Origin of the sequence: Bdellovibrio sp. NC01 (assembly GCF_006874625.1) — a bacterium.
GTDB lineage: Bacteria > Bdellovibrionota > Bdellovibrionia > Bdellovibrionales > Bdellovibrionaceae > Bdellovibrio.
Genome location: NZ_CP030034.1, coordinates 1,534,416 through 1,560,085 on the forward strand (window position 1 = coordinate 1,534,416; position 25,670 = coordinate 1,560,085).

Consider the following 25,670-nt stretch of genomic DNA (forward strand, 5'->3'; position numbering starts at 1 on the left):
TTTCTGAAATCGAGCCTTTTTATCGAGCCAGTCCAAGGTCGCTAACATCCTAAAAACACTAATATTTCTGAATTCTTAGTTGGTTCTATGTAAACTTAGGGTATTCTAGTGGATATGGTTGAGACTCAGAAAGAGGACGGCCTTTCCCATAAGCCCGTTAAGACAGTTGAAGATCTATTGAACCGCATTCGCAGTTACTGGCCGAGCGCGGATTTGAAAGTCATTGAAAAAGCCTATTATTTTTCTGAGAAAGCTCATGAAGGACAGATTCGTCGTTCGGGTGAGCCGTATATTTCTCATCCACTTTCTGTTGCAGCTATTCTTGCAGATTTGCGACTGGATTTAGATACGATTGCGACAGGTTTGCTTCACGATACGGTGGAAGACACGCATGCGACTCTTGATGATATTCGTCGCGAGTTCGGTGATGTGATCGCGCACTTGGTTGATGGCGTTACTAAAATCGGTCAGATGAAATTTAAAAACTCGCACGAAAAACAAGGCGAAAATATTCGCAAGATGATCGTAGCGATGGGTAAAGACGTGCGCGTCGTTCTGGTGAAGTTGTGCGATCGTTTGCACAACATGCGCACGATGAACTTCATGCCGTTTGATAAGCAAGAGCGTATCGCGCTTGAAACTTTGGAAATTTATTGTCCACTTGCGGGTCGCATGGGTATCAGCTCTTTAAAGACTGAACTTGAAGATCTGTGTTTCCGTTACTATCGCCCAGAGATGTACTACACGCTTGTTCAACAGGTTAAAAAGACTGAAGCCGAACAAAGCCGTTACATCGAAGATGTGAAATCGAAAATTTCTAAAGAGCTGAATAAAGCTGGCTTTAAATTCGACGTCTATGGTCGCTCAAAGCACTTGTGGTCGATCTATAGAAAAATGCAATCACGTAACATCGATTACGATCAAGTCTATGACGTTCTGGCGTTCCGTGTGCTTGTCGATACAATCGCTGAGTGTTACGCCGTTCTAGGTTTGGTCCACTCGTTGTGGAAACCAATTCCTGGTCGTTTCAAAGACTTCATCGCCATGCCTAAAACCAATAACTATCAGTCGTTGCATACGACAGTGATTGGTCCGGGCGGTGAGCGTATTGAAATTCAAATTCGTACTCAAGAAATGAACTTGGTCGCTGAGCGCGGTATCGCGGCTCACTGGAAGTACAAAGAGCGCGGCAAAATGGAAGACTCTTCCGACTTGCAACAAGCGAACTGGCTTCGTGACCTTGTGAATCTTCATCAACAAACACGCAGTTCTGACGAGTTTTTGGATACTGTAAAAACGGACTTATTTGAGTCTGAAATTTACGTATTCACTCCGAACGGAGATGTGCGTGAATTCCCTGAAGGTGCGACACCGGTCGACTTCGCTTACGCCGTTCATACCGAACTTGGTAACAAGTGTGTCGGTGCGCGCGTGAATGGCAAGATGGTGCCTTTGAAGCATCAATTGCAAAACGGGGACACTGTTGAAATCGTGACTTCAAAAACACAACAGCCGTCGAAAGATTGGTTGAAATTTGTTGTTACGAATAAAGCCAAAGCAAAAATTCGTGCCTTCGTTAAAGAAGAACAACGCCGTCGTGCCATTCTTCTTGGTAAAGAGCTTGTGGAAAAAGAATTCCGCAAATTCGGCATGGCTGCTGCGAAGCACATGAAGGGCGAGCACTACGAAAATTATCTAAAGGATCACGGCCTTGCTGACACTGACGAGCTTTATGTCGCTGTCGGTTACGGCAAACTTGAAACAAGAATTTTGGTAGAACGCATTTCTCCAGAAGCGATTGCGAAAGAAGCCGCAAAAACTGAAAACAGTTCTTTCATGGAGAAAGTCTTCAAAGCAGCGACGCAAAAAACGAAGAAATCAAATTCTTTGGTCAGCGTTGATGGTATGGACGACGTTCTTGTTCACTATGCAAAATGCTGTCATCCGATTCCAGGCGATCCGATTGTTGGTTTTATCAGTCGTGGCCGCGGTATTACAATCCATCGCAGTGACTGTCGTAAAGCGTTCGAATTCGATCAGCTTCGCAAAGTCGATGTGACTTGGAATGTGAAACAAGCGGGCGAGGGCCAAGAGCGTATCGTGCGTTTGAAAATTATCTCTCAAGACGTTCCGGGACTTTTGAAATCTATGTCTGAGGCTTTTGCTCAACAAGGTATCAATATTCAATCGGCGCAAATTCGTACGACAAAAGATAAAAAAGCCGTTTGTAATTTTGAGGTCAGCGTTCGCGATGCAAGTCAGTTGAATCAGGCCATTTACGAAATTCAAAAAATTAAAGGCATTATCGGTGTCTCTCGCGTCCTTCATTAGAAAACTACCAAAACTCCATAACGTCCTGGCACTGATCGTGTTGGGCGTGGGACTGACTGTGATCTTCGGATGGATCGTGCAAGATCCTATGTTGATTCGCGTGCGCCCGCAGTTTGCGCCAATGGTGTTTAACAGTGCCTTTCTTTTGTGTTTTCTTTCTTTGGGAGTTTTATTTTCTGAATACAGTTATTTAAAACTCGGGCGCATTTGTTCCGTCATTGTCATGATTTTTTCTGGCGTGGTTTTGATTCAGTATCCGCTGAACATAAATTTCGGCATTGATACGTTTTTTGTAAAACCTTTCTTTGATTCGAATTATCCAGGTCGCATGGCTGCGAGTGTGGCGGGGACAACCGCTTTATTGGGACTTGCGCTGTTTTTCAATAAGCGCTCGACACTGTGTCAGTATGTGCGCAGTACCGCTTCCAGTTTGGCTTTCGGTTTTGGTGTAATTGGTCTTTTAGGATACGTCTTTAACTTCAACTCGGAGTATGGTTGGGGTTCTTTTTCTAGAATGGCCGTGCACACTTCAACGTCCATTATTTTGTTAAGTATCGCGCTGCTTGCGCAACTTCGTACGAAAGTGAAAGAACAGTCCGATAACATTGAAGGGCGTTACTTCATTCCGTTCTATATGTTGATCATCGGGATTTTGACGTCGTTGCTGATTTGGCAACTCTTAGTCGTCAAAGACTTCGATAGAAATCGCGGTATCACCGAGATTCGCGCTGAATCCTTGAAAACCAACATGGATAATACTCTTTATCCGGTGAAAACGTCGTTGGAAAATATGGCCAGACGTTTTGCACTTCATCGTTATCCAAACTATGAGGTATGGGCGTTGGACTCTGCCAGCTTCATTGAAGATTTCGGTGGAATTAAACGTGTCACATGGGCCGATGAAAACTATGTGACTCGTTGGGTTTATCCGTTAACTAATGGCGGGGAAAAGATCAAATCCGTCAATGTCTCTGAAGAACCTACGGTGCGCGATATCGTAAAGTATGCCGTCGAAAATCGCACCATGAGTATGTCGAGCACTTTTGAACTAAAAACCGGTGGAAGTGGCTTTGTTATCTTTGCACCGATTTTTCGTGAAGATCAATTTCAGGGAATCCTTTCTGCCGCTGTGATCGCAAAAGATTTCTTTGAGCGTATTGCGAAAGTTGAAAACTACGATCTAACTATTTATGAAGATGGCCGCGAGCTGATTTCGACTGGCAAAGCTCAAGGGACGTATGCGCGCGACTGGACTTATAAAACAACGTATAGGTATCTGAATGCAAAATGGGAAATCGAGCTGACGCCAAAGCCTGAATTGATCCGTGCCAACGCATCCGTTTTGCCAAGTTTCGTATTTATTTTCGGGGTGACGATTTCATTGCTTCTGTCGTTGGCAGTTCACTTCTTCCAAAAAGCGAAGAAAGCAGAAAGTAAAGCACGCCAATCGTTAGAGTGGCAGAACGCCGCACGCAATAGTATTTCCCTTATTGTGTTTACAACCGACGCCGATATAAAAATTTTGGATGTTAACGATGCGATGGTGAAGTTGCTTGGTTACAGTGTCGAAGAATTGGTTGGCACTTCGCCTTACGCATTCCACGATCACGATGAACTGATGATGAAACGTGGACAGATGGAAGCGCGCCTAGGTCGTCCGTTACCGACGGATCGCGATTTTGCGGAAGCTATCTTTGAATTAGGTTATAGCTCTGCATCTGAACGCACGTTACTTACTAAATCTGGCAAAAGACTTTCTACAGTCGCTTCTATCAGCCGCGTGGTTGGTGATAATGGAGAAATCGCGGGCTATATGGCGATCTTCGAAGATATCACTCAGAAAAAAGAGCGCGAAAATCTTTTGAAAGAACAAGAAAAACTTATCATGACGTCGTCACGCTTAGCTTCGCTGGGTGAGATGGCTGCTGGTATCGCGCACGAAATTAACAATCCGCTGGCGATCATCAGTGGTTACGTCAGCGTCTTGAAAAAGCAACTTTCGCAAAAAGGTTTAGACGGGGATGTAGAGATCAATCGCCGTGTCGATTCCATTGATTCAACAGTACAGCGTATTGCTAAAATCATCCGCGGCTTAAGAACCTATTCGCGTGAATCGCACGAGGGTAGCGATGAAGTTTCAAGTGTGGATCAAATCATCGATGATACTTTGGCATTTTGTACGGAAAAATTTAGAAACGACAACATCGATCTTGTCGCTTCCATTGAACCGAACTTGAAAGTTCGCTGTCGTCCGTATCAAATCTCGCAAGTGATTTTGAATCTTTTGAACAACGCTTACGATGCAGTAGCGCAGTCGCAAGTTCGTAAAGTTGTTATCGAAGCGAAAAAAGTTTCTGATGGAATCGAAATCAGCGTCACGGATTCCGGTCCCGGCGTGCCAAAAGAATTGCGCAGCAAAATCATGCAACCGTTCTTCACAACAAAAGAAGTGGGGCAGGGGATTGGTTTAGGCTTAAGCATCTCTCAAGGTATTATTCAAAGCCACGGCGGCAAATTCTATTTAGACGAAACAAGCAAACAAACAAGATTCGTCATCTGGCTCAAATCCTAACGGGTGTCTGCCATTTTTTAATTGGTGTTCCAAGCCCAGCCGGCTTTTAGGATGATGGATGTGGCCTTCACGGTGTCTGACGGTGGGAAATAATTGTATTCGATGCTGATCGGGATGTAGTTCTTACGACTGATTTGCCAGTCGGCGCCGATTGCTAATGTCAGAATTTGATTTGTTGCGATGTTTGATTCGTTGAGTGCCGTTGCTGATTTTGAAACGGCGACTAAGAAGCCACCGCCGGCTCCGCCCCAGAAGCGCAGGCGATTTTGTGTCAGATAGTATTTACCTAAACCATAAGCTGACAAGTACATGATGTTGGCAGAGCAGTTCGTTGACGTCTTGCCATCACAACCCAAAATGGTTGAAGTGCCGCTGGCATTGTATTGTTCCAAGGCAACCAAGGCACGCACCGAGATATCCGGAGTTGCGATAAATTCGTAAAAACCACCGGCACCAAAACTAGTTCCTTTTAAAGCAACAGATTCAGTGGCGTTAAAGTAGTCTTTGATTGAAACCGTCATCGTATTTTGCAAAAGCTCGCCAACAATACCGAATGAAGGTTTTAAATAGCGTAAATAAGAAGTGTCACGGGGAGTTCTGTCCGAACCCTCTGTGGGCTCTTCAGCGTGTGTTTCTTTTGCAGTTTCAGCTTCAGCCGAGCGTGCAGCCGCAACAGCGCCTGCGCCCGATGACGCCTTTGCACGAAGCGAATAACCGGCTTCAGCGCGGCCTTTAAGAATATCAGCCAAGGCTTTGCCGTTTTTCACTTGTTTAACACGGATGATGCCGACTTTTTTATTGTTCGCGGGATTGATCAGAAAGAATTCATCACCTTCAGCCACTTCATCGCCGTCTAAAGAGATTAAAGTTTTTCCGTTTTTGACGGCAGTGATTGTTGCAGCAGTGGCTGAGCTCTGGATGAAAAGGATCAAACTAAGAGCGACGATGATATTCTTCAAACAGTGTCCTAATCTTGAGTCATCAGGTTGTTTTCAAGCTCGCGAATGAATTGATCTTTATAAAGGTCCCACACCGCAGACGTGGCGAATTCATAATTGCAAGTCATGGTCGTGGCGTTATCAGTTTTTTGAATCGCTTTAACTTCGATCACGCCATTGGCGTTCATTGTGCGCCAGATTTCAAGATCTGTTTCAGACACTACAAGTTCATAAGAAGCTGCAGGGAATTCTGAATTGAACCATGATTCAATCGTGCCTTCTTTTTTGCAGTTTTTAAGCTTGAATTGCGCGGTAGTGCGCAGTGCTGGAGCGACGGCAGTCGCGGAAGCTGAAGCAGCTTTCAGTTTTCCAGGAGCGTCGTTTTCAAATTCTTTACGGCCATCTGATTTATACAGAGAGCAGGCACTAAGACTTAGAAAAAGGAGTGAAGTGAAAACATGCTTCATAACCCTTTTATTATAGAATCTGAGGGCAGAAATGACAAAGGCCCCGAGATGATCAGGGCCTTTGTGCAGTAAAATACATTTTTAGAGCAAACGATTAAAATGGAATTTCGTCGTTGCTGTTGAAGCTTGGTTCTGGACCGAAATCGTTGAAGTTGAAATCGTCGCCACCACCCATTGAAGATGAAGTCGAAGAAGATCTTTCGCCGCTTGCTGCGCCCAAGAATTGAACTGTGCTTGCTACGATTTCAGTCGTATAGCGTTTAGCACCTTGTTGGTCTTCCCATTGGCGAGTTTGCAATTTACCTTCAACATAAACTTGGCGACCTTTGCTCAAGTGCTTACCGCAGATTTCTGCAAGTTTGCCCCAAACAGTTACACGGTGCCATTCAGTCTTCTCTTGTCTTTGGCCATCTTTTACCCAAGATTCGCTTGTTGCGATATTCAAACGCGCAACTGTGCTGCCGCTGCCGATAGCTTTAACTTCAGGATCAGCACCCAAACGACCTACAATGATAACCTTATTTACAGACATTATTCCCTCCGATTTAGACCACTTCGTTTTTGGTCAGTTTAAGAGTGAAGTCAATAAGACTTCGGACTCTAATTTAAGATAGGAGGTGAGGTGAGCAAGTTTTAAGCACGCCCCTTGTCATTTTGGTTACCAAAGGGCTTATAATGCAGGCTAGAACTCGGATCTAACGCGCGGCCCCGATGCTTGGCGGCATCATAGGATTCGTCGCGGAAACTTTGAACTTATACTGAGAACCCTCTGCTGTCGGGGTTTTGAAGCCATCGATGAACGACAAGAATAAAGCAGCACGATCTTGGAAAGACTTCTTCGCTTTCAAATCGATACTGAAATCGTAAGCGCCCACTTGGTGAGTGAACATGCCGCCACGGTTATTGATCGTCAAACCAATCTTACCTTTGATCGTACCTTGCAACTCATCGCCAGGTTTGCCGATTGTTCCTGTTTCGATGATGAACTGACCAGCCGCTAAACGACCTTTCAATTCAACAGTGCTCAACTTCAAATCGGGAAGAGTCAAAGGTCCCATCGGAGTGTTCACGTTTGACGGAGGAAGTTCGAATTGATTGATCGTCAAATCGATATCCATGTCGGGTTGTTCTTGGAAAGTCAGATCTGCCAACGCAGTCGTTTCAAGATTCAACTGACCTTTTAAAATAACAGGCAAGTTCGCAAGCTCACGCAAGTCATGCAATGCAATTTTCTTCGCGGATACTTCGATACGTTGACGTTCAACACCGTTATCGCTGCGTTGACCTTTGCTCATGCTTAAATCAACGTTGCCTTTCAAGAAACCTTTTGCCGAGACATGGCCGTAAGGTTTTTGTGCCAGCATTCCTGATACAGAAGGCGTGATCGTCAATTCAGAAGCAGACAAGGCAGGAGTGCGGATGGATTCGATGAACACTTGGTCCATCTTAACACCTGGAGTAGGGAATAAGCTCATCTTCAAGCGTTCAAAACTGACGTAGACTGTGTTGTTAGAAAGTTTTGCTACTTGGGAAGTAACCAGGTCACTCAAGTCATCAAAAGGGAAAAGAACAAAAATGAAAATCACCGCCGATACGAACATGACGAAGATTTTGCCTTTGTTGTTTTTCAGAAGCTTGAAGAATTGAGAGATATTTTCCATGAACTATTCTTCCGTCGTTGGTTGCTTGTTGCGTTTACCTTTAGAAGGCGGTTCTTCAGGCGGTGGAGGAGGAGCTTGTGGCACCGCTAAGGCGACCATTTTGTAAATCACGTCGAAATAACGATTGTCGTCGCGATTCGCGGTTACAACCATGTCTTTCATTTTAACGCTTGAGTTGATGCTTTGGAATTTATAGCCCATGTCCATCACTTGACGAAGATTCAACTTCGCAAGTTTCACGTCCAAAGTTCCCTCTGCCAAGTTTGCAGGAATCAAACCGCCAGCTGCTGCGCCCGCGTCGATGCCTTTGACTTGTTCAGGAAGAAGATTGGCCATTTTAATTTGGTTGTCGATATTTGCACGAAGCATATCAATCGGCGGAGCCGGTTGAATGTTCGGCATTTCAGATGATTCACGGCTGACTTTAAGAAGTTCACGAATCGTCATGCGTTTGCCTTCGAATTCGCTAACCGCTTCGTTGCTTGTCGTGAAGTTTCCGTAGGGCACTGAAAGAATCAAGGCGGCGACTGCGGCAACACTACCAACCAATGTCAATTTCTGCATTGTTGGTGTCATGTTTTCATAGCGGTCACGCAGTTGATTGTAAGCAGCACTTTCTTGGATACGGTCCCAAGTTTGGCGAGCTTCCGTTGATATACGTTCTTTAAGATCGTCTAAATTCATCGAGTCACCTTTTGAATGCCGCGGTCTACGTTAAAGCTGAAAGAGAAAGCCGTGCGACCTGGTTTTGTACCGATCGTCGCGCGTTCTACTTTAACTTGGCCGTCTGCTGTAATACTAGAAAGTGATTTTTGCAAAAGACTGACTTCTTGCGGAGAGTTCACGTAACCTTCCAAAGTGACTTTTGCATCTTGAACATTGAAGGATTCTACATCCATCGTCACAGCCGATTTTGGCGGAGCCGCATCGCTGACTTTTTTCAATACGTCCAAGGCTGAATTCATATTCGCAACACTTGCCAGAGTTTTAAGATCTGAAGCGCGCTTTTTATTTTCACGGATGTATTTTTTAATACCGGCTTCCGTTGCATTTTTACCTTTAAGGTTCGCAACATTTTTCGCCTGAGTTTTCAAAACTTCTTGGCCGCGTTCTGCAAGGCTTGTCGCAAAGTCAGAGCGTAGGGATGTGTACACGAACAATACCACCAACGCTGCGGTTGCGATTTTGAAAGTGTGACCCCATTTTTCCCAGAACATTTTCATCTGGTGATTTTCACGAGCGAATTCACCACGCATGAAATTCATCGGAGGATTGCGCGGTTTTTTGAAACCTTCGATTGCAAGACCTAAAGCAACACCTGCTTTGGCAGAGATCGCAGGGCTTCTTTCAAACATCACATTTGGAATTTGATCCAACGTGGACATTTTATTAACTGGAACCTCAAGGATCTGAGTCAGGAACGGTCCCAAGTTTTGAATTTGAGAAGTACCACCAGTCAAACCGATGCTGTCGATTTGAACATTGAACTCGCCTTTAATTTCAAGAATTGAAAGTTGCAAGTCGCGAGCCATCTCGCGAACACTTTTGCCGATTGTCTCTGAAAAAGTGACTTGGTCAAAAGTAGCACCTTGTTTATTCGTTAAAATGAACGCTTTAGTTTGCAGTTCTTTCAACGCTTCCACATAAGGGATTTCGTATTTTTTTGAAATCGCTTCCGCGATATTTTTTCCGCCCCACAATAGCGAGCGCAGACCGATCAACGAATGACCTTCAAACGCCGCGACGATAGTGCGCGTGTGGCCCATATTCAAAACAAGCTGAATATGGCGAACTGGTTTTTCCATGTCGTCAAAGACAGGGGCTGCTGCCGCAAGAGCAGGGGGAGCTTCATTCCATCTTTCAAAGACGTTTGCGAAAGCGATACCTTCAACAGAAACAAGGTGTGGTTCAAAGCCCGCATCTTGTGCGCGTTGAATACAATTTTGCACATGCGTTTTCGGAGCCGCACAGGCAAGAACTTCTGCACCACCGCCAATTGTACGAATAATTTTAGAATCGTAGATGGCATTTTCAGACGAGAAGGGAAGATCTTCTTCCAATTCGAACGGCAAACTTTTTGCGATTTTAATTCTGTCGTTGAATGGGAAAAATTTATTACGAATTGCGACTCTGTCTTGACGAAGACCGACGATGAAACGGGTAGAGTCATCGTATTTGGAAATCAAATCGCGAATATACTCAATCACTTCAAGTTCTTGATCACTGCCCGCGATGTTACTGAGGGCGTGCTCATAGTATTGAGAGACTTGAAAGCCTTTAGATGACGACTGCATCTCGACAATTTTGATACTGCTAGAACCGATGTCTATACCTAGAGATTTCAACGTTCCTCCGTGAACGAGATAATGGTCTAAGTATAGGATGTCTTTTGGTTATGTACAATTTTTTAGTGACCTAAGGTCGACTCGACCAAGGTCTATCTTTCATTCCAGTACACGATGCGTGGAGGACCTTTGCCGACAGGAGTGGAAGAAGTTTTTGAACCGCTGCCAGTACCGGTGCCTGTTCCCGTTCCACCAGTTCCTGTGCCACCGCCGCCACCTGCTGTGTCAGCTGCCTTTTTGTCTTTGTCTTGGTAGGACTTAATTTTTGCTGCCGTTTTGTTCAAATCCATTACGATCGCAGTGATTTCTCGAGTAGCCCCCGCGAATTCACCCGTACTGCGCACTTTGAAGTTGAATACTGATTCGAAAACAAGCGGAACTTGATCCGTTTGTCCTTCCGTACGCACACCTTTTTGTTGAACGAAGTTCCAGAAATCTTGCGCATCTTTGAAGGGGCCACCTTCGTTCGCATCATCACGACGTTTGATGATCGCTTGCACGGCTTCTTCAGTCATCGCAGGGTCTAACGATTTCAAAACTTCTTTAGATGCAATGTTCGGGTTGATCCCTTTCATTCCGTAAATCGTGATTCGTGGAGCTAGCAGGTCGTAAAATTCATCCGTCAAACCTGGAACCATATGTAGTTCAGCAATACTTCTGAAGGCGCGGTTTGGCGGGAAGTTGTCACCTTGAGATTCACGATTTAAATCTGCGTAACGAGATTTCTTATCGCCACCGTTTAAAGATTGCGATTTTGAACTCATCCAGTCAGCAATGTTATTCACGATTTCTTCAAAACGCACGTTGCTGTTACGACGTGCGAATTCTTCGTCTTCTTTCATTTTTTGCAAGAAGATGTTCAGAACCTGTGTCTTTGTGATGTCAGCCAATGTTTTCGAAGCCGAACCCAGATCGTTGATGTCGATTTTGGAACCTTCATCTTCGATCGTCACAAAGTAGCTGGCGTCCATTGAAGATTCTTTGACCAATTTTTTGAATTGATCTTTGTCGACGGCGGTCATTTGATCGGGAATCGGCAAAGGCCATGCAAAAGGGAACTGCCAGATTTGATCTAACATGGGATTATTGGCGCCAAGTTGTGCGCCAAATTTAGATTGTGCTTGTTGGTAAATCTTAATGCGCAAAAGACTTAACTGCATGCCAGATTTCGCCGCGTAATAAGCTTTCACGCGATTTAACCCTTGCGAGTTCACCAAATACTCCACGTTAGAGTCATAAGAGACTTCCATCGCAAAATACATAATCAACATCACGCAAGCGATCGCCACCATCAGGGCGATGCCGCGATTGTTATTGAGTGGGGTTCCCAAACGACGTAGGGCTTGACGCATTTGAAGACTCCTCTGGGTTATTAGGGAAATGGATAGGGACGACAACTTGCATAGAGTATTTCTTGCTGCGAGTGCCTTCTTTTTTATTTACAGTGACAGATATTTCAACGGCCTGTGGGAATTTGCCTTTTGTGGCACCATCGCCTTGTGCATCGGTGCGCCAGTCGCCAACCCAATCTTGCTTACCTTTACCGATATAGCGAAGTTTGAATTCAGTGATGTTTTCTAAAAGAACGATTTCATCGCCACCTTTTGTGACATCGGCATCTACGTAAGGTGTGCTTCGTCTCCACAAACATTTTGAAGAACTGTTGTCTTCACGAAGGTTTTTGCAATCTTTCAACGCATAACCAACTTCGATGAAGTCTGCTTGTTTGGTGTTGCGCACAGTGCGCGCATTATTCATCGTCACGAAATTCAATGAATCTGTTGTGCCGACTAAATTTGTTTCAGGATCAATGCGCGGAACTTCACGAGCAGCGCCCGTGATTAAATCTTGATTCGGTCCCACAGCTTGCGGAGTTTGCACAACAGTGCCACCGAAACCGCCACTTGCAATACCGCCTGGCCCACCAGTGCCCGGGCCACCAGGTGTCGCAGGATTCTTGCCAGAATTTTTCACCAGTGTTGCCATCTCTTTTTCGATGTCGCGATAGTGATAGGCAAGGTTGATGTCTCGCTCCATCAAGCGAACGGCATCACGCATTCTAGAGACGTCGTCGATTTGGGTTTGCAATTTTGTTTTTGCCTTGATCGCTTGTTGAATGGCTTGCGCCGCAAGAACCGTTAAAGTTCCCAAAATCGTGATCGTGATCATCACTTCGATCAATGTAAAACCGCGATTGCGCTTCATCGTTAGCCGCCCATTCCAGGCACTGAAGGCATTGGGATTTCTTTATCGTAGTCGACAAAATACTGCGTGGCAGAGAAGTTCAAAGGCTTTTTGCCACCTTTATAGATAATAGTCACTTTGACTTCTTTGATTGTTTTCGAAAGATGCTGAGTGAGTGTCTTCATCATCGTCAGACTCAGTTCATCGACACCATTTTGTCCGCCTTTTTGATTGGCAGTTAAAGTGGCAGAGATGTCTGGAACTTCAAATTCTTTAGATTCCATTTTCCACGAATATTGAGGATAGTCAGAACCGAAATCGTCTTCTTTTTCTTCAGGAATGGAATCCAGAGGTTTGCCGGCGTATTCCATTTCAACTTCAGCCATCTTGCGTTCAAGCAGGGCGGTGACTTCCGTTGAAAGCTGGGTCTTTTTCACGCGCATGAAAGCGCCACCCCAGGAATTGGTAAGCAAAATAATTCCTGTAGATAGGATCACCATCGCGATCACTGTTTCTAAGAGTGTGAAGCCTTTGCGGGAACGAATCACCTTTGAATATCCTTTAACGATTGAGCTTTCTCTATGATATCAGCTTGACCCGTTAAAGGATTAAAAACAAGAGTCCATGTTAATTTATTTCCATCGGTGATCTGAATCGCCGCAGCTTCCACAAATCCCTCTGGGAAAAAGTGAATGTAGGCCGTTCCAGATGTCATCGCGGATTTGGAATTAACGGTTTCAACCTGACCGAAACGAAGACCTTCCGGTAGAGTTTGTTCTTTTTTAGTGAGTGATTTGTCGATTTGGAAAAGAGGCGGCGGAGCATCCTCTTTTTTGTCTTTATTTTTGCCTTCTTCGCGTTCTTTTTCTTGGGCTTCGATGTCGATGGCCTGAGGGCCGTTGGCGCGTTCTACCCAATATTTCTGCTCTTTATCGTCCATTTGCACAACAAGACGGTAAGTAGAATTATTAAGTCGAGCTTTATTGCGAATTTCACGAGAAAGGACGATGAAGTGACGAACAGCTGTTTTGATATTCGTCTGCTTTTTGAAGAGGCGGGGAGCACCATAACCAATCAAGGCTCCAAGCAGAGCCAAGACGATCATTACTTCAATGAGGGTGAACCCCTTTTTACCCATAAGGACTACTGGATGTCTTCCAGTGTGATGTCAGCGTCGAAACCAGAACCACCTTCTTTGCCGTCTTTACCAAGACATTTCAAAGAGTATTCACTGCCGCTGATTTCATAAACGAAGTCATGATTCCATGGGTCTTTCGGCGATTTTTTCAAGTAAGCTTCAGGTCCCCAGTTGTTACATTGAGAATCTTGAGTCACAAGGCCTTCAAGTGATTGAGGGTATTTGCCGCAATCAGTGTAGTACATTGAAAGAGCATTTACGATTTGCGACATTTGAATGCGCGCTTCTTTAACTTTTGCTTTTTCCATTTGTCCCGTCAAACGAGGTAATAACAGCGTCATGATACCGCCCAAGATCGCAAGAACGATCATGATCTCGATCAAGGTCATACCTTTACGGTTGCTGATAGGTGACATTAATTTCTCCTTGGTTAACAACATCGTCAGAGAATAACACTGGCGAACTGTCAGGTAAAGGATTCGCGAGGGAATCTACACCGACCTTCGTCAAAAATCCTGAATTTCTTGAATTGATATGGTTCCGTTTTGGGTGGTGAGGAAGCAGCACTCAGTTCGTGCTGCATAATTTCACATTTGATATTTAAGAACTTACTTTAAGTCTGGTGAAGATCTACCCGGCAAGGTTCGTCATTTCGAACATTGGGATCATGACCGCGAACACGATCGCAGCAATTGCGAAACCCATGATCACGATAACAACCGGGCCCATCAAACCCGTCAAAGATTCTAACTTATTCTTAACTTGGAAGTCATAAGCTTCAGAAACTTGCATCAACATGTTTTCTAGATCGCCGGTTTTTTCGCCGATGTTCACCATGTGAATAACGATAGGCGGGAACTGTCCTGATTTTTTAAGCGGACCCGAAATCGTTTCACCCTCAGAGATATTGCTGCGGGCTTCATCAATCGCGACAGCCAAAACATGATTATCAACGACGTTTCTAACGATATCAAGAGCCGTCAACATTGGAACACCACCGCTAAGAAGTGTACCCAAAGTACGAGTAAAGCGTGATACCGCAACCATGCGCACTGTCGGACCCATCAGCGGCAATTTCAAAGAAATCGCATCCCATTGATCTTTACCCGCTGGCGTTGATTTCCAATTTCTAAACAGAACAACAACCAAGAAGATACTACCGAAAATGATGTACCAGTAGTTCACCATGAACGTTGAAACATTGACCAACGCAATCGTGTACCAAGGCAGGACAAGTTGGGGAGCGGACTCAAACACTGTCACCATTTTTGGAATTAAGAAGATGAACAAGAATGATAACAAGCCGCCGGTTACTACCAACATGATAATCGGGTACATCATGGCGCTTGAAACTTTCGCGCGCAGTTCTGCTTGGGCTTCAGTGAACTCTGCCAAGCGCAACAACAAGATGTCTAAGCTACCTGACATCTCGCCGGCCTCAACCATTGAAATGTAGATGTTGGTAAAAATATTTGGATATTTTTGCAGAGCTTTATAGAACGGGGAGCCTTCATTCACCATGTTCTTACAGTCGGCAACAGCTTCTGCCAAAGTTGGATTTTCAACTTGTTCAGAAACGGCAGCAAGTGCATCGACCAGGGGAATGTTGGCCTTAATCAAAGTCGCCAGCTGACGAGTCATTAAGGCTAAGTCTTTCACGCCAACTTTTGCAGTCTGACGAGGACCTTTGGATTTTTTAGGATCCGCTTTCTTTTTATCTTTGATATCGACTACGAAAACGCCATCTTTTTTGAGACGAGTACGAGCCGCACGCTGATTTTCGGCGTCGATCGTACCTTTAGTATTTTTTCCGTCTCGGGTTAAACCTTTGTACTCAAAAATTGGCATGGGTGGTTCTCTTTATTAGATATCTAACTGAGTATTTGTAGTTAACTGTTCGATCGTTGTGATGCCGGCAAGAACTTTCGCGATGCCGTGATCACGGAATGTTTTCATGCCGTTTGCGACCGATTGTTTTTTGATCGTGTTACCGTCTTTACGTTGCATGATCAAAGAACGAATATCATCAGTTACGACCAGCAATTCGCTGATCGTCGTACGACCTGAATAACCTTTTTGCCCACATTGAGTACAACCCATCGCCTTACAGATGTGGTGACCTTGAGCATCGGCGCGTGAAATACCTAACAGACTTAATTCAAAATCAGAAGGGTTGTGCGGAGCTTTACAGTGAGGGCAAAGAACGCGCACCAAGCGTTGTGCAACAACGCCCATAACTGAAGTTGCGATCAAGAAGGGCTCAACCCCGAAGTCAATCAAACGCGGGAAGGCACCGGCAGAGTCATTGGTATGTAGTGTAGATAAAACCAAGTGACCTGTCAGAGACGCTTGAATCGCAAGTTCGGCAGTTTCCAAGTCACGAATCTCACCGACCATGATGATGTCGGGGTCTTGACGAAGGAAAGATCTTAAACCCGCCGCGAATGTCAGACCGATCTTGGCGTTTGTTTGCACTTGGCCTAAACCGTGGATACGTTGCTCCACCGGATCTTCTACCGTCAGAATGTTTACGTCAGGTTTATTGAGTTTCGTTAAAGCACCATAAAGAGTTGTGGATTTACCAGAACCCGTAGGCCCCGTAACCAGCAAGATGCCGTCATTACGCGATAACAAATCATCAAGGCGATCCAAGTTTTCGCGAGAAAAACCCAGTTGTTCAAGTTCAAGAACAACTGTTGATCTATCTTGAATACGCATAACCAGACGCTCACCATGAGCAGTCGGGACTGTAGAAAGACGGATATCGATATCTTTACCGCCGACTTTCAATGGAATACGACCGTCTTGAGGAAGACGCTTTTCCGCGATGTTTAAGTTCGCCATAACTTTGATACGGGAAGTGATCGCGTTCTGAAGTTTTTTAGGCGGTTTAATAACGTCATTCAAAACACCGTCAGTACGGAAGCGGACAACCATGTCTTTTTCGTACGGTTCGATGTGAATATCGGAAGCTTTTTCTTTTACAGCGCGGAACAAAATTGAATTCACAAGTTTGATAACCGGCGCATCATCTTCGCCAGCATCAAGAAGATCCACGATAGGATCGTCAAGATCGTAATCCTCTTCGTCGATTTCATCGAGACCTGAAAGATTCGAAGTGCTTTTTTCATAGACACGATTGATCGCGTCTTGAATACGGCTTGTTGTTGTCACAAGCGGGCGGACTCTTTTACCGAACAAAACTTTCAAGTCATCCAAAGCTTTCAAATTCACTGGATTGCTTGTAAGGGCCGTCAGTGTGTCAGCTTCTTCTTTGTAGGGAAGGACTTGATGTTGTTTGGCGTAGTTGATTGGGACATCTCGGATCAAGTCGACGTTGATATCTGCAACAGGAATGTCTTTGATAAAATCCAAACCCAGTTCTTTGCAAAGATCAGCAACGACTTCATCCGCCGTGGAAAATTCCTTCGAGTTCAAAGCTTCCCCTACAGTGACCGGGCGGACCACTGAAGGGTTGTTAAGCACTGACTTGATTTGATCAGGAGTCAGTGAAGTTGCTTTTGTTAGAATCGTCTGAACATCCACGGAGGCCATTTAATTCCTATTCCTTTTCTGTTGCAGGAGGGTTGACTACATCAGCAGCGTTCCCTTGCACCTTGCGGGTAATCTCATCAAGTTTAGACCCAAATGGATCTTTACCACCCTCGGATTTGATGTATTCCAAACGTTGATCTAGCTTTTTCGAGATAATTTGATTCGAATCAGCAACGTTTCTCACAATTTTCGGCGTTAAGAACACAACCATGTTTGTTTTATTCTTCACGCGAGTTGAAGACTTAAACAACCAACCGATAATTGGAATATCACCCAAAAGTGGAACTTTGATGATGGATTCAGTGTCGTCTTCTTTAATCAAACCACCAAGGATCGCCGTGTCACCGTTGTTAACGTTGATCATTGTTTTGATCGAACGTTTTGCAATCGGCTGAGTAGAGTCTTGGAACGCCTTCGGAGTTGAAGCCGTCGACAATTGCGAAACCTGTTGTTTGATTTCCATACGGATCGAATTCGATGTCGGGCTAATGAACGGTTTAATGTTCAATTTGATAGTCGCATCGTCGAACGTTGGCGTTGTAATTGTCGTACCGCTTGTACCAGTCGAAGACTGTTGCGAACCAGTTACAACTTTATCACCCACTTCGATCTCTGCTTCTTGGTTATCTAAAGCCATGATTTGCGGAGTTGAAAGGATGTTCGCTTTTTTCGTCGTCTTCAAGAAGTTGATGAAACCAATCAAGCTTGGGATTTTCAATTCTTGTTTCGTCGAAGGATCTGTCACTGTCACTGTTTTACCAGAACCGAAACCGATGATCGCACCGTTACCGCCAGTTGGGCTTAACAAGTCCGTCAAAGTAGGGCTGCCAGTGAAACCGTTGAAACCGACTTTACCGTAACCAGAGCTGCCGTATTGGTAGTAACCAACACCCCATTGATTACCGTCATTCGCACTCATCTCCATGATGATTGCTTCAACATAAACTTGATCACGCGCGATATCGATCTTATTTAAGATATTCAAGATCACGTCGTAGTCTTGTTTGCTTGCAGTGATAACCAAGCTGTTTGTTGTTTTATCAGCAGTGATTTTTACGTCGCCACCGAAGATTTCTGTCGGAGCTTGCATCGCACCAGAAGGACCCAAAGGAGACAACAAGCTTCCGCCCGTTGCTGGTTTTGGAGTTGCGTCTTTTGTCACGCCCGTCAAAGTTTGCGCGATTTTTTCAGCATCGCCATTTTTTACGTAATAAACGTAAACGCCGCCTGATTCTTCAGCGCGGATTTTGAAATCCAATTGCGAGATCAATTTTTTTACACGAACGATACCAGATTTGTTACCAACAACGATGATTGAATTCGTTCTGTCATCTGGAATCGCCATGAAGAAGCTTGCACCTTGTTGTGATGAAGCACCTGTTGTACGAGTGAAACGAGGAACACCCGCAGTGAATGTGCCTGGGGCGCCACCTTGAGTTTTATTTCCTTTATTTACGATTTTATCAACAAGGTCAGCAAGGTCTTTGGATTTTGCGTACTTAACTGGGATAACTTCAAGTTGTTCTTCAAATCCCGGAACGTCCAATTGGCTGATGATTTTCATCACGCGGTCAATGTTTGAACCGTAGTCAGAGATGATGATCGAGTTTGTTGGCTCGTAAATATTCATCTCGCCATCTTTAGAAGGTAAAATACGCAGATCACGATTTACTTGAGCCGCAGAGATGTGCTTCAAGTGAATAATTCTTGTGATCATTTGGTCGCTGTTTGGATAGTAAGCGCCAGAGAAAGTATCGATATTGTCACGTTGCGCATTTCTTGCTGATTTAACTTTTAAGAAAGCACCTGATGGAACCACTGTGAAACCGTTAATCGCAAGGGCAGACAGGAAAGCTTTGTAAGCTTCTGCCACTGTGATTTTAGAAGGTGCCACGATCGTGATTTTGCCACGCACGCCCGGATCGATGATAAAGTTCTTACCAGTCAATTCGCCGATCGCTTTGATCAAATCTGTGATCTCTACATTCGGGAAGTCGAATGATTCAATCGTTTCTGGGAAGTTTTCGCTTGTGATGTCTTCAATAGACGCCTTTGCGAATTTATCTTTTTCTTTTTTAGAAAGAACGCCAGCCGTTGAAAGATTTGATGAACCACCACGCGAGCCACTTGCAGAAGGGCCTGATGATTGTTGCATCGATGGAGGAGGTGGGAATGAATCTGCAGGCGCACTTTCAGTGCCACCAAAATCTGGTGGTGGCGGTGGAGGAGGGAAGTCCTCGAATTGCGCTTTTGCTACCGGGCCTATAAGTTGGGCCGTCATCAATGAAGCAAGTCCTATGCTGACCGGTTTTTTCATTTTTCTCTCTCCTCCTGAGGAGTTAAACGTTCTATCTATCTCAAAAATAACATCACTTACTGGATGTTATACGTCATCGTCTCGGTTTTGCCGTTACGCTCAACTTGGATGCTGACTTTTGGAGAATTTTTTAAGCTGTTGTAAAGCTCCATTGCTTTCGCTGGAGAATCTACTGGCGTACCGTCAACAGACTTGATGACATCCATTCTTTGGACGCCAAGCTGTTCATAGATACTGCCTGGTTGCATATCAAGGATACGGAAGCCATTGATGGCGCCCGTGCCTGGATCACGATTCGGAACTGCGCGCGCTTGCATCAAGATGCTTGAAAGATCATTTGTATATTTCAACAAATCAGAACGCTTGATCGCAAACGTGTTGTCGCCGGTTTTCATAACTTCTTTGCCGCCACTCGCAGCAGGGCGAGCACCGCCGAAAGCAACTTTATTGCCTTCTTTTTTCATCTCTAGATATTCAAGACGATTTGAATTCAAGTTTCTGAAAATAACTTTTTGGCGTTCCACGGAAATAATATTCGCCATACCTTCAACATCTTTACCTGGAGAGTAAGAGATCACTTGGTTTTTACCGCGCACTTCAATCGCGGCAATTGATTTCGCAGGATTCGAATGCACCAGAGTGCCAATCAAAGTCAGAGGCAATTGTGAAGGAACAGGAGCGGCTTCTTTTTCCTGATTGCCTTTAGATTTATCAACTAAGGCATCAGGAATAATTCCACTTGAAGCAAAGATGTTACGTGACGTGATGCTGTTGTAGGCGCCACTACTAACATAGTTATCTGGAGGTGGAGCTTTCGGATGAGAAGGCGGTGCAGACTGCGGAAGCATCAAATCGCGATACGACAAAATCGCAAGGTCAGCGATGCAATAACCCACAAAAGCAAAAAGCAAATAGGAGTACCACTTCTCAAAAGGAGGGCGCTGATTTTTGGGGTTCTTCGAACTCACGATAACAATCCTTTGTTTTCTACGGCCCTAGTCCATAGGCCTTGAACAATCCTATCAAAAAGGCGAGGGGGGTGCACCAAAAAATACATACTAGACCATGGTCTTGAGAGTGAAATTTTCTGCACACATTTTATAAACTTAGGTCATGATAGAAGTATGAGAATTCTCTACTTCACGGATGGAGCAGGAATTGATCTATCAGGAATTCGTGAGTCCCTTTTGCGAATCCCTGAAGTGCTTACCTCCCTTCGTCGCGGCCAGGAACAGGCTCGCTACGTAGACTTGATGCAGGTAATGGCACTCCCTGATGATGAATTTCGTCAGGTGCCAAGCGTTTTACGCACACTACTGATCAACCTCGTGCAAAGAGGCTTACACCAACGATGGGTCAATCGCGATCATCGTGCGGATTTGATTCTGAGAAGAATCAATCATCGATCATTTTTGGATATCAAAAATGAGGTGCTGAGCTTTATCAATGCAAAACGTGATGGCAAGCAGGTCGCTACCAAAGATCTTCATCTTTTGCACTTCATGAGTCATGTTGAAATCACAATCATCGGGCCGGGCTACGACGAAATCGAAATGTGGTTGCGTCGCGAAGTTTCAACTCGCACCGATATTAAAGTTCTTATTAAGGATGTTATCGCCGCAGACCCACAACTTGATTGGTTCTGGCCTCAGGTGCGTGAAACGTTCTTTGATTCAGAAAATCCGTTGATCTAAAAATGCGTAACATAAATTAATTTCCGCTTAAGAATCTTGTCTTAAGCGACTTTGCTGTCGCTAGACTTTTGTTCATCACAAAAAGTGCGAAATAAACAAACTTAGCTGCTTTTGTTACCTAAGGATAATCCGATGAGTTCTCTAAATTTTTTAAGGGAACCTCCATGAGCGTATTTGCCAAAGTTAAGTTTTTTAATTTTTTATCAATCTGTTTAATCGGCGCACTTTATCTGTGCATCGGAAGTGCATTCTACTTCCAGAAAAAAGCGGACTCGGCCCATCGCAATCGTTTTGAATCACAACGACTTGCCGATGAGTTGCGTAAAAGTTCACGCGACTTGACTGAAAACGCGCGTACTTTCGTTGTGACGGGTGAAAAAAAATATCTAGATACTTATTGGGATATCGTAAAAATTCGTAGCGGCGAAAAAGCTCGTCCTGATGGTCGTACGATTTCTTTGAATCAAATGATGAAAGATGCGGGCTTTACGGATCAAGAGTTTGCATTCTTGGACGAGGCAGCAAAACGTTCCAACGATCTTGTGCATACAGAAGAGATCGCGATGAATGCAGCCCAAGGATTGTTCACTGATGAAAGCGGCAAGTTCACTGTGAAAAAAGAAGCGGACACAAAATTGGCCCGCGATCTTATGCATAATCAAAAATATCAAGACAACGTGGCGTACATCATGGAGCCCATCAATAAGTTCGAACAAGCGATGAGCAATCGTACCTTGGCCGCGGTGGATAATTATTCTTCTTATGCCAACTGGTCATTGGGTTCGGTTGCCATCATGATCATTGGTTTGTCTTTGACGATGTTCTTCTCTTCTTTCTCTTTGAAAGAAGGTATCCGTATGCAAACAGAATCTTTGTCGACTGCGTATTCGCAAATTCGCGAATTGGTGGCAAGTTTGACGGGTTCAAGTGCGGATCTTTCGACGGCGTCGACGGAATCAGCCGCTTCGCTTGAAGAAACGGTGGCCTCTTTGGAAGAGCTGACGAGCATGATTAAGTTAAATGCCGAAAATGCCAAATCGGCCTCTGATCTTTCTAATATTTCTCAGGCTTCAGCAGAAGAAGGTACGCGTGAAATCGCAGCGTTGACGCAATCAATGAATGAGATCGCGCAATCTTCTAAAAAAATCGAAGAAATCATCGCGGTTATCGACGATATCGCGTTCCAAACGAATTTGTTGGCGCTAAATGCAGCGGTTGAAGCCGCTCGTGCGGGAGAGCAAGGTAAAGGTTTCTCTGTCGTTGCAGAAGCAGTCCGTGCTTTGGCGATGAGAAGTGCGACGTCGGCAAAAGAAATTTCTGGCTTGATCAAAGAAAGCGTTGAACAAGTTGAAAAAGGTCAAGATGTTGCGCAATCAAGTGCCGAAGTACTAAAGAAAATCGTGGATTCAGTGAATAAAGTTGCAGCTTTGAATAATGAGATTGCAACAGCAAGTAACGAGCAAAGCACAGGTGTTTCGCAAATTACGCAAGCGATGAATCAATTGGATCAAGCGACGCAAACCAATGCAGCCTCTGCAGAAACTATTTCTGGGGCTGCGGGCAGTTTGAATACCTCAACGATGGGTTTAACAAGCACGATTTCAAATCTGGCGTTGTTAACGGGTATTAAGCAGAAAGCAGGCTAGGGCGGTTATCGCCTTAGCGCGCGTATTTTTTCAAAACGGAAGCAATCGCTGAAAGTTTAAATACGCGCTCACCCATGCAGGTGCCTGAAGCGCAGACTTTAATGTCGTTGCAGGCATCTTGCGGGTTGTAAACGAAATCACTTTCACCACCAGTCAGAATACCAATCAAAGCTCCCGATTTTTCATCAAATACAGGCGAGCCTGAATTTCCAGAAAAAGTATCGATCGCTGTCTTATAAGTTGTTTCATTAAGATCGACACGCACCATGCCGTGCGCCCATTTCATGGCGATTCCTGTTGGGAAACCCAAAGTGAACACGGGGTCATTTGGTTTCAAAGTTTTATAGCTAGGGCTAACAGGTTCGCGACCTTGTACAGGGCGATCCAATTCAACAATAGAATAATCATGCGTTGTCCAGCCAGGTTGTGAAACACGGGCGACGACTTTTTTGCATGAATAAACATTGTTTGAAGGAATGCGATAGTTTTGACGGTCTGATGCATAGAACGGTGATTCGTGTTTAAAGTCGAAGACCATTTTATAAAGATAACAAGTGTCTTCGTTGATGCAGTGGCCGGCAGTCAAAACATGTTTTGGCGAAATCAAGATACCGGAACAATTCGCGACGCTTTGTTGGTCCGCATAGCGCTGATTGCTACACATGTTAAATTCATCTTTCAAAGTACGCGCAGACATAACGTACTCGTCACCGCGTCTTTCCATATTGTTATAGTCGATAAATGCAACCGCTGAACGCGCGATCTTTAAAACCGCAGGAGTTTTAACTTCTGAAATCTCTTTACGTGAGTCAGACGTGTAAACCACTCCTTGAGTGTTTTCTGTCGATTGAATTTGCTGCTTTGAAGGAACTCGTCCACAAGCAGTGATTAATAAAGCCGGCATCAATAGGGGAAGGGCAATGTGTGCTTTTTTCATAGAAAACAAACCTATGTGTTTGCTAAGCAAAAAACCAATTTCAATTGCGCAACCAACATTAGAGTTGCTTTAGAATGTTCCGCGGAAATCCGACAACTCTTTTAAATGCCGGCTTTCGCCGAATTAAAAATTAAAAAACGGTTCGATCTCGATCGATTTTTCGTTCGATGGATGCAAGAACGCCGGCGGTTCGCTGTCTGGTGGTTGTAAAAGATAAACGCCGAAAGGCATTTTCGCAGAAATCCATGTGCGAGGTCTGCGATAAATGTATTCTGAACGCATTTGGTTGTAGACCAAAAATTCGTTTTCTTCAGCATCATCAAAAGCTTTCCACAAAAGACTTTCGAAAATATCACCATTATCAGCGTGTAAAAAGCTTAAGTACTTAAAATTCAGACTGGCTTCAACCTTCAGACGAGAAAAGGGCTTCGTCAAAGTGCGAGTCCACCCCAGCATCTTGCCGAATTTTAAGAATTGACGGAAATTATGCGCCCGCAATCCATATTGCATAGGAATGAAGTCTTGCAGGCCACCGGAACTCCACGGCGCCACACAGCCAACAATGTTTTCGTCTTTATCAAACGCAATCAGGAAGTCTTCAAGTTTAAGACCTTTCCAACGATCTAATTTATCGCGGAAGCTTTGTGCATCCCAAACTGTTGCTAAATCCTTATCGCGAGATTTCTGACAAATATAGTAGATCAAGGCATCGACATTGTTTTCATTGCCATGGCGAATTCGCATTTTCGGCAAAGGGTTGCTTGCCCACGGCAAACGACCATGTACCGAAATCATGTTGAAGCGACGAAATAAATGATACTGCGGTAGGGGGCGCTTCAAGGTGCGAGGACGCACAAAGGCATTCAGTGCCTGCACTTCACCCATGCTTAAAATGGAAAACAAATATTTAGTGCCGAAGGTTTGAAACACCTCGGTCATCACCGGCAAAAAGTGCTGGGACCATTCGATGACGGCTTTGCGATTTGAAGTGATACGCAAGTCGCGACCGAAAGCGACGGGCTGAACTTTATCATCCAATAAAACATCACGCAGAACGAAGCTTGCCATGCCTTCGGGCTTGTCTTCTTCTTTCAGAACATAAGTGATGTGTTGATCTGATTGAATATCATAGGGCATGAAGAAGTCGTTGTTACGATCAATCTTCATTTCGACTAAACCGCGAACGGGGAAGCCTTTATAAAACTCTGCTAAAAGAGCACTGTCCTCGGGCTTTGCGATTTCTAACTTCATCTAAGTTTTTTTCCAAACAACGTCAGCTTGGCCGGCTGTTTGATTCGCAAATCGAGCCGCCACAAACAAGTAATCGCTTAAACGATTTAAATACTGCAAAGCCAAAGCATAGCGGTCGTCTTTCACGGCAATTTCTGCGGAACGACGTTCACTGCGACGGCAGCACGTTCTTGCGACGTGCAAGTGCGCAGCAACAGGATGACCCGCTGGCAGAATGAAATTGCGCAATTCAGGCAAGCCCGCCGTTAATTCATCGATTTGGTGTTCGATGAATACGATTTGTTCTTCCGTGATGGCAGGTAACATCTTAAAGACTTCGTCTTTTTCAGTCGCAAGTAAGCTGCCAATATTGAAAAGTTCATTTTGAATTTTTTCAAGCACGTGATCCATGGCCACAAATTTAGCGGCGATGGCAGAATCTTGTTTAAGCGCACAACGAACCACGCCCAAATAGCTATTCAATTCGTCAACAGTGCCATAGGCTTCGACGCGTGGATTGAATTTTTCAACGCACGAACCATCAACAAGACGAGTAGAGCCTTTGTCGCCTGTGCGCGTGTAGATTTTTGCTTTGGGAGGTGTTGTCATAAGATTTACCCTTTTCAAAATAATTGTCGCGATTTAGTCTGCTAAG

22 protein-coding genes are annotated in these 25,670 nt (G+C 44.6%); 4 read left to right on the plus strand and 18 right to left on the minus strand.

The features are described from left to right. Window positions 1-114 precede the first annotated feature (114 nt). A complete protein-coding gene (locus DOE51_RS07350) occupies window positions 115-2,331 on the plus strand; it encodes a bifunctional (p)ppGpp synthetase/guanosine-3',5'-bis(diphosphate) 3'-pyrophosphohydrolase (protein WP_142695900.1) in 2,217 nt (738 codons plus the stop codon). Further along, window positions 2,309-4,903, plus strand: a complete 2,595-nt coding sequence (locus DOE51_RS07355) for an ATP-binding protein (protein ID WP_142695901.1) — start codon at window positions 2,309-2,311, stop codon at window positions 4,901-4,903. The genes DOE51_RS07350 and DOE51_RS07355 overlap by 23 nt, the downstream gene beginning before the upstream one ends. 17 nt (window positions 4,904-4,920) lie before the next feature. Here DOE51_RS07355 and DOE51_RS07360 read toward each other — a convergent pair whose 3' ends face one another. From DOE51_RS07360 to gspC, 15 genes are all read right to left on the minus strand, one after another. Further along, complete coding sequence (locus DOE51_RS07360) at window positions 4,921-5,862, minus strand: hypothetical protein (RefSeq protein ID WP_142695902.1); 942 nt, start codon at window positions 5,860-5,862, stop codon at window positions 4,921-4,923. Between the two features lie 8 nt (window positions 5,863-5,870). Next, window positions 5,871-6,308, minus strand: coding sequence for a hypothetical protein (locus DOE51_RS07365; protein WP_142695903.1), 438 nt, complete (start codon window positions 6,306-6,308; stop codon window positions 5,871-5,873). Window positions 6,309-6,402: 94 nt separating this feature from the next. Beyond that, window positions 6,403-6,843, minus strand: a complete 441-nt coding sequence (locus DOE51_RS07370; protein ID WP_142695904.1) for a single-stranded DNA-binding protein — start codon at window positions 6,841-6,843, stop codon at window positions 6,403-6,405. 160 nt (window positions 6,844-7,003) lie between these two features. Then, window positions 7,004-7,969: a type II secretion system protein GspN gene (gene gspN / locus DOE51_RS07375; RefSeq protein WP_142695905.1), complete on the minus strand. Its 966-nt coding sequence runs from the start codon at window positions 7,967-7,969 to the stop codon at window positions 7,004-7,006. 3 nt (window positions 7,970-7,972) lie between these two features. After that, window positions 7,973-8,653 (minus strand): hypothetical protein, encoded by a 681-nt coding sequence (locus tag DOE51_RS07380; protein WP_142695906.1) that lies wholly within the window; start codon window positions 8,651-8,653, stop codon window positions 7,973-7,975. Continuing rightward, a complete protein-coding gene (pilM, locus tag DOE51_RS07385; RefSeq protein ID WP_246845460.1) occupies window positions 8,650-10,314 on the minus strand; it encodes a pilus assembly protein PilM in 1,665 nt (554 codons plus the stop codon). Before pilM ends, DOE51_RS07380 begins: the two co-directional genes overlap by 4 nt. Window positions 10,315-10,406: 92 nt before the next feature. Next, entirely contained in the window at window positions 10,407-11,666 is a 1,260-nt protein-coding gene (locus DOE51_RS07390) for a general secretion pathway protein GspK (RefSeq protein WP_246845461.1), read from the minus strand. Next, window positions 11,626-12,519 (minus strand): GspJ family type II secretion system protein, encoded by an 894-nt coding sequence (locus DOE51_RS07395; RefSeq protein WP_142695907.1) that lies wholly within the window; start codon window positions 12,517-12,519, stop codon window positions 11,626-11,628. The genes DOE51_RS07390 and DOE51_RS07395 overlap by 41 nt, the downstream gene beginning before the upstream one ends. Before the next feature lie 2 nt (window positions 12,520-12,521). Then, complete coding sequence (locus DOE51_RS07400; RefSeq protein WP_246845463.1) at window positions 12,522-13,046, minus strand: type II secretion system protein; 525 nt, start codon at window positions 13,044-13,046, stop codon at window positions 12,522-12,524. After that, a complete protein-coding gene (locus tag DOE51_RS07405) occupies window positions 13,043-13,636 on the minus strand; it encodes a Tfp pilus assembly protein FimT/FimU (RefSeq protein WP_142695908.1) in 594 nt (197 codons plus the stop codon). The genes DOE51_RS07400 and DOE51_RS07405 overlap by 4 nt, the downstream gene beginning before the upstream one ends. A 5-nt stretch (window positions 13,637-13,641) precedes the next feature. After that, on the minus strand, window positions 13,642-14,052 hold the full coding sequence (gene gspG, locus DOE51_RS07410; protein ID WP_142695909.1) for a type II secretion system major pseudopilin GspG: 411 nt from the start codon (window positions 14,050-14,052) through the stop codon (window positions 13,642-13,644). Between the two features lie 214 nt (window positions 14,053-14,266). After that, on the minus strand, window positions 14,267-15,484 hold the full coding sequence (gene gspF / locus DOE51_RS07415; protein WP_142695910.1) for a type II secretion system inner membrane protein GspF: 1,218 nt from the start codon (window positions 15,482-15,484) through the stop codon (window positions 14,267-14,269). Between the two features lie 15 nt (window positions 15,485-15,499). Next, window positions 15,500-17,191, minus strand: coding sequence for a type II secretion system ATPase GspE (gene gspE, locus DOE51_RS07420; protein ID WP_142695911.1), 1,692 nt, complete (start codon window positions 17,189-17,191; stop codon window positions 15,500-15,502). 7 nt (window positions 17,192-17,198) lie between these two features. Beyond that, complete coding sequence (gene gspD, locus DOE51_RS07425; RefSeq protein ID WP_142695912.1) at window positions 17,199-19,508, minus strand: type II secretion system secretin GspD; 2,310 nt, start codon at window positions 19,506-19,508, stop codon at window positions 17,199-17,201. Window positions 19,509-19,564: 56 nt separating this feature from the next. Beyond that, a complete protein-coding gene (gspC, locus tag DOE51_RS07430; RefSeq protein ID WP_246845465.1) occupies window positions 19,565-20,419 on the minus strand; it encodes a type II secretion system protein GspC in 855 nt (284 codons plus the stop codon). A gap of 213 nt (window positions 20,420-20,632) precedes the next feature. Between gspC and DOE51_RS07435 the strand changes: the two genes are divergently transcribed. Beyond that, on the plus strand, window positions 20,633-21,202 hold the full coding sequence (locus DOE51_RS07435) for a hypothetical protein (RefSeq protein ID WP_142695914.1): 570 nt from the start codon (window positions 20,633-20,635) through the stop codon (window positions 21,200-21,202). A 164-nt stretch (window positions 21,203-21,366) separates the two neighbouring features. After that, window positions 21,367-22,848, plus strand: a complete 1,482-nt coding sequence (locus DOE51_RS07440; protein WP_142695915.1) for a methyl-accepting chemotaxis protein — start codon at window positions 21,367-21,369, stop codon at window positions 22,846-22,848. Between the two features lie 13 nt (window positions 22,849-22,861). On the opposite strand, the gene DOE51_RS07445 is transcribed toward DOE51_RS07440, so the two are convergent. The 3 genes from DOE51_RS07445 to DOE51_RS07455 form a co-directional block, all read right to left on the minus strand. Then, window positions 22,862-23,785 carry a serine protease gene (locus DOE51_RS07445; protein WP_142695916.1) on the minus strand — a complete coding sequence of 308 codons (924 nt, stop codon included), beginning with the start codon at window positions 23,783-23,785 and terminating at the stop codon, window positions 22,862-22,864. A gap of 123 nt (window positions 23,786-23,908) precedes the next feature. Then, window positions 23,909-25,036: a hypothetical protein gene (locus DOE51_RS07450; protein WP_142695917.1), complete on the minus strand. Its 1,128-nt coding sequence runs from the start codon at window positions 25,034-25,036 to the stop codon at window positions 23,909-23,911. Next, window positions 25,037-25,624, minus strand: a complete 588-nt coding sequence (locus DOE51_RS07455; protein ID WP_142695918.1) for a cob(I)yrinic acid a,c-diamide adenosyltransferase — start codon at window positions 25,622-25,624, stop codon at window positions 25,037-25,039. Between the last annotated feature and the right edge of the window lie 46 nt (window positions 25,625-25,670).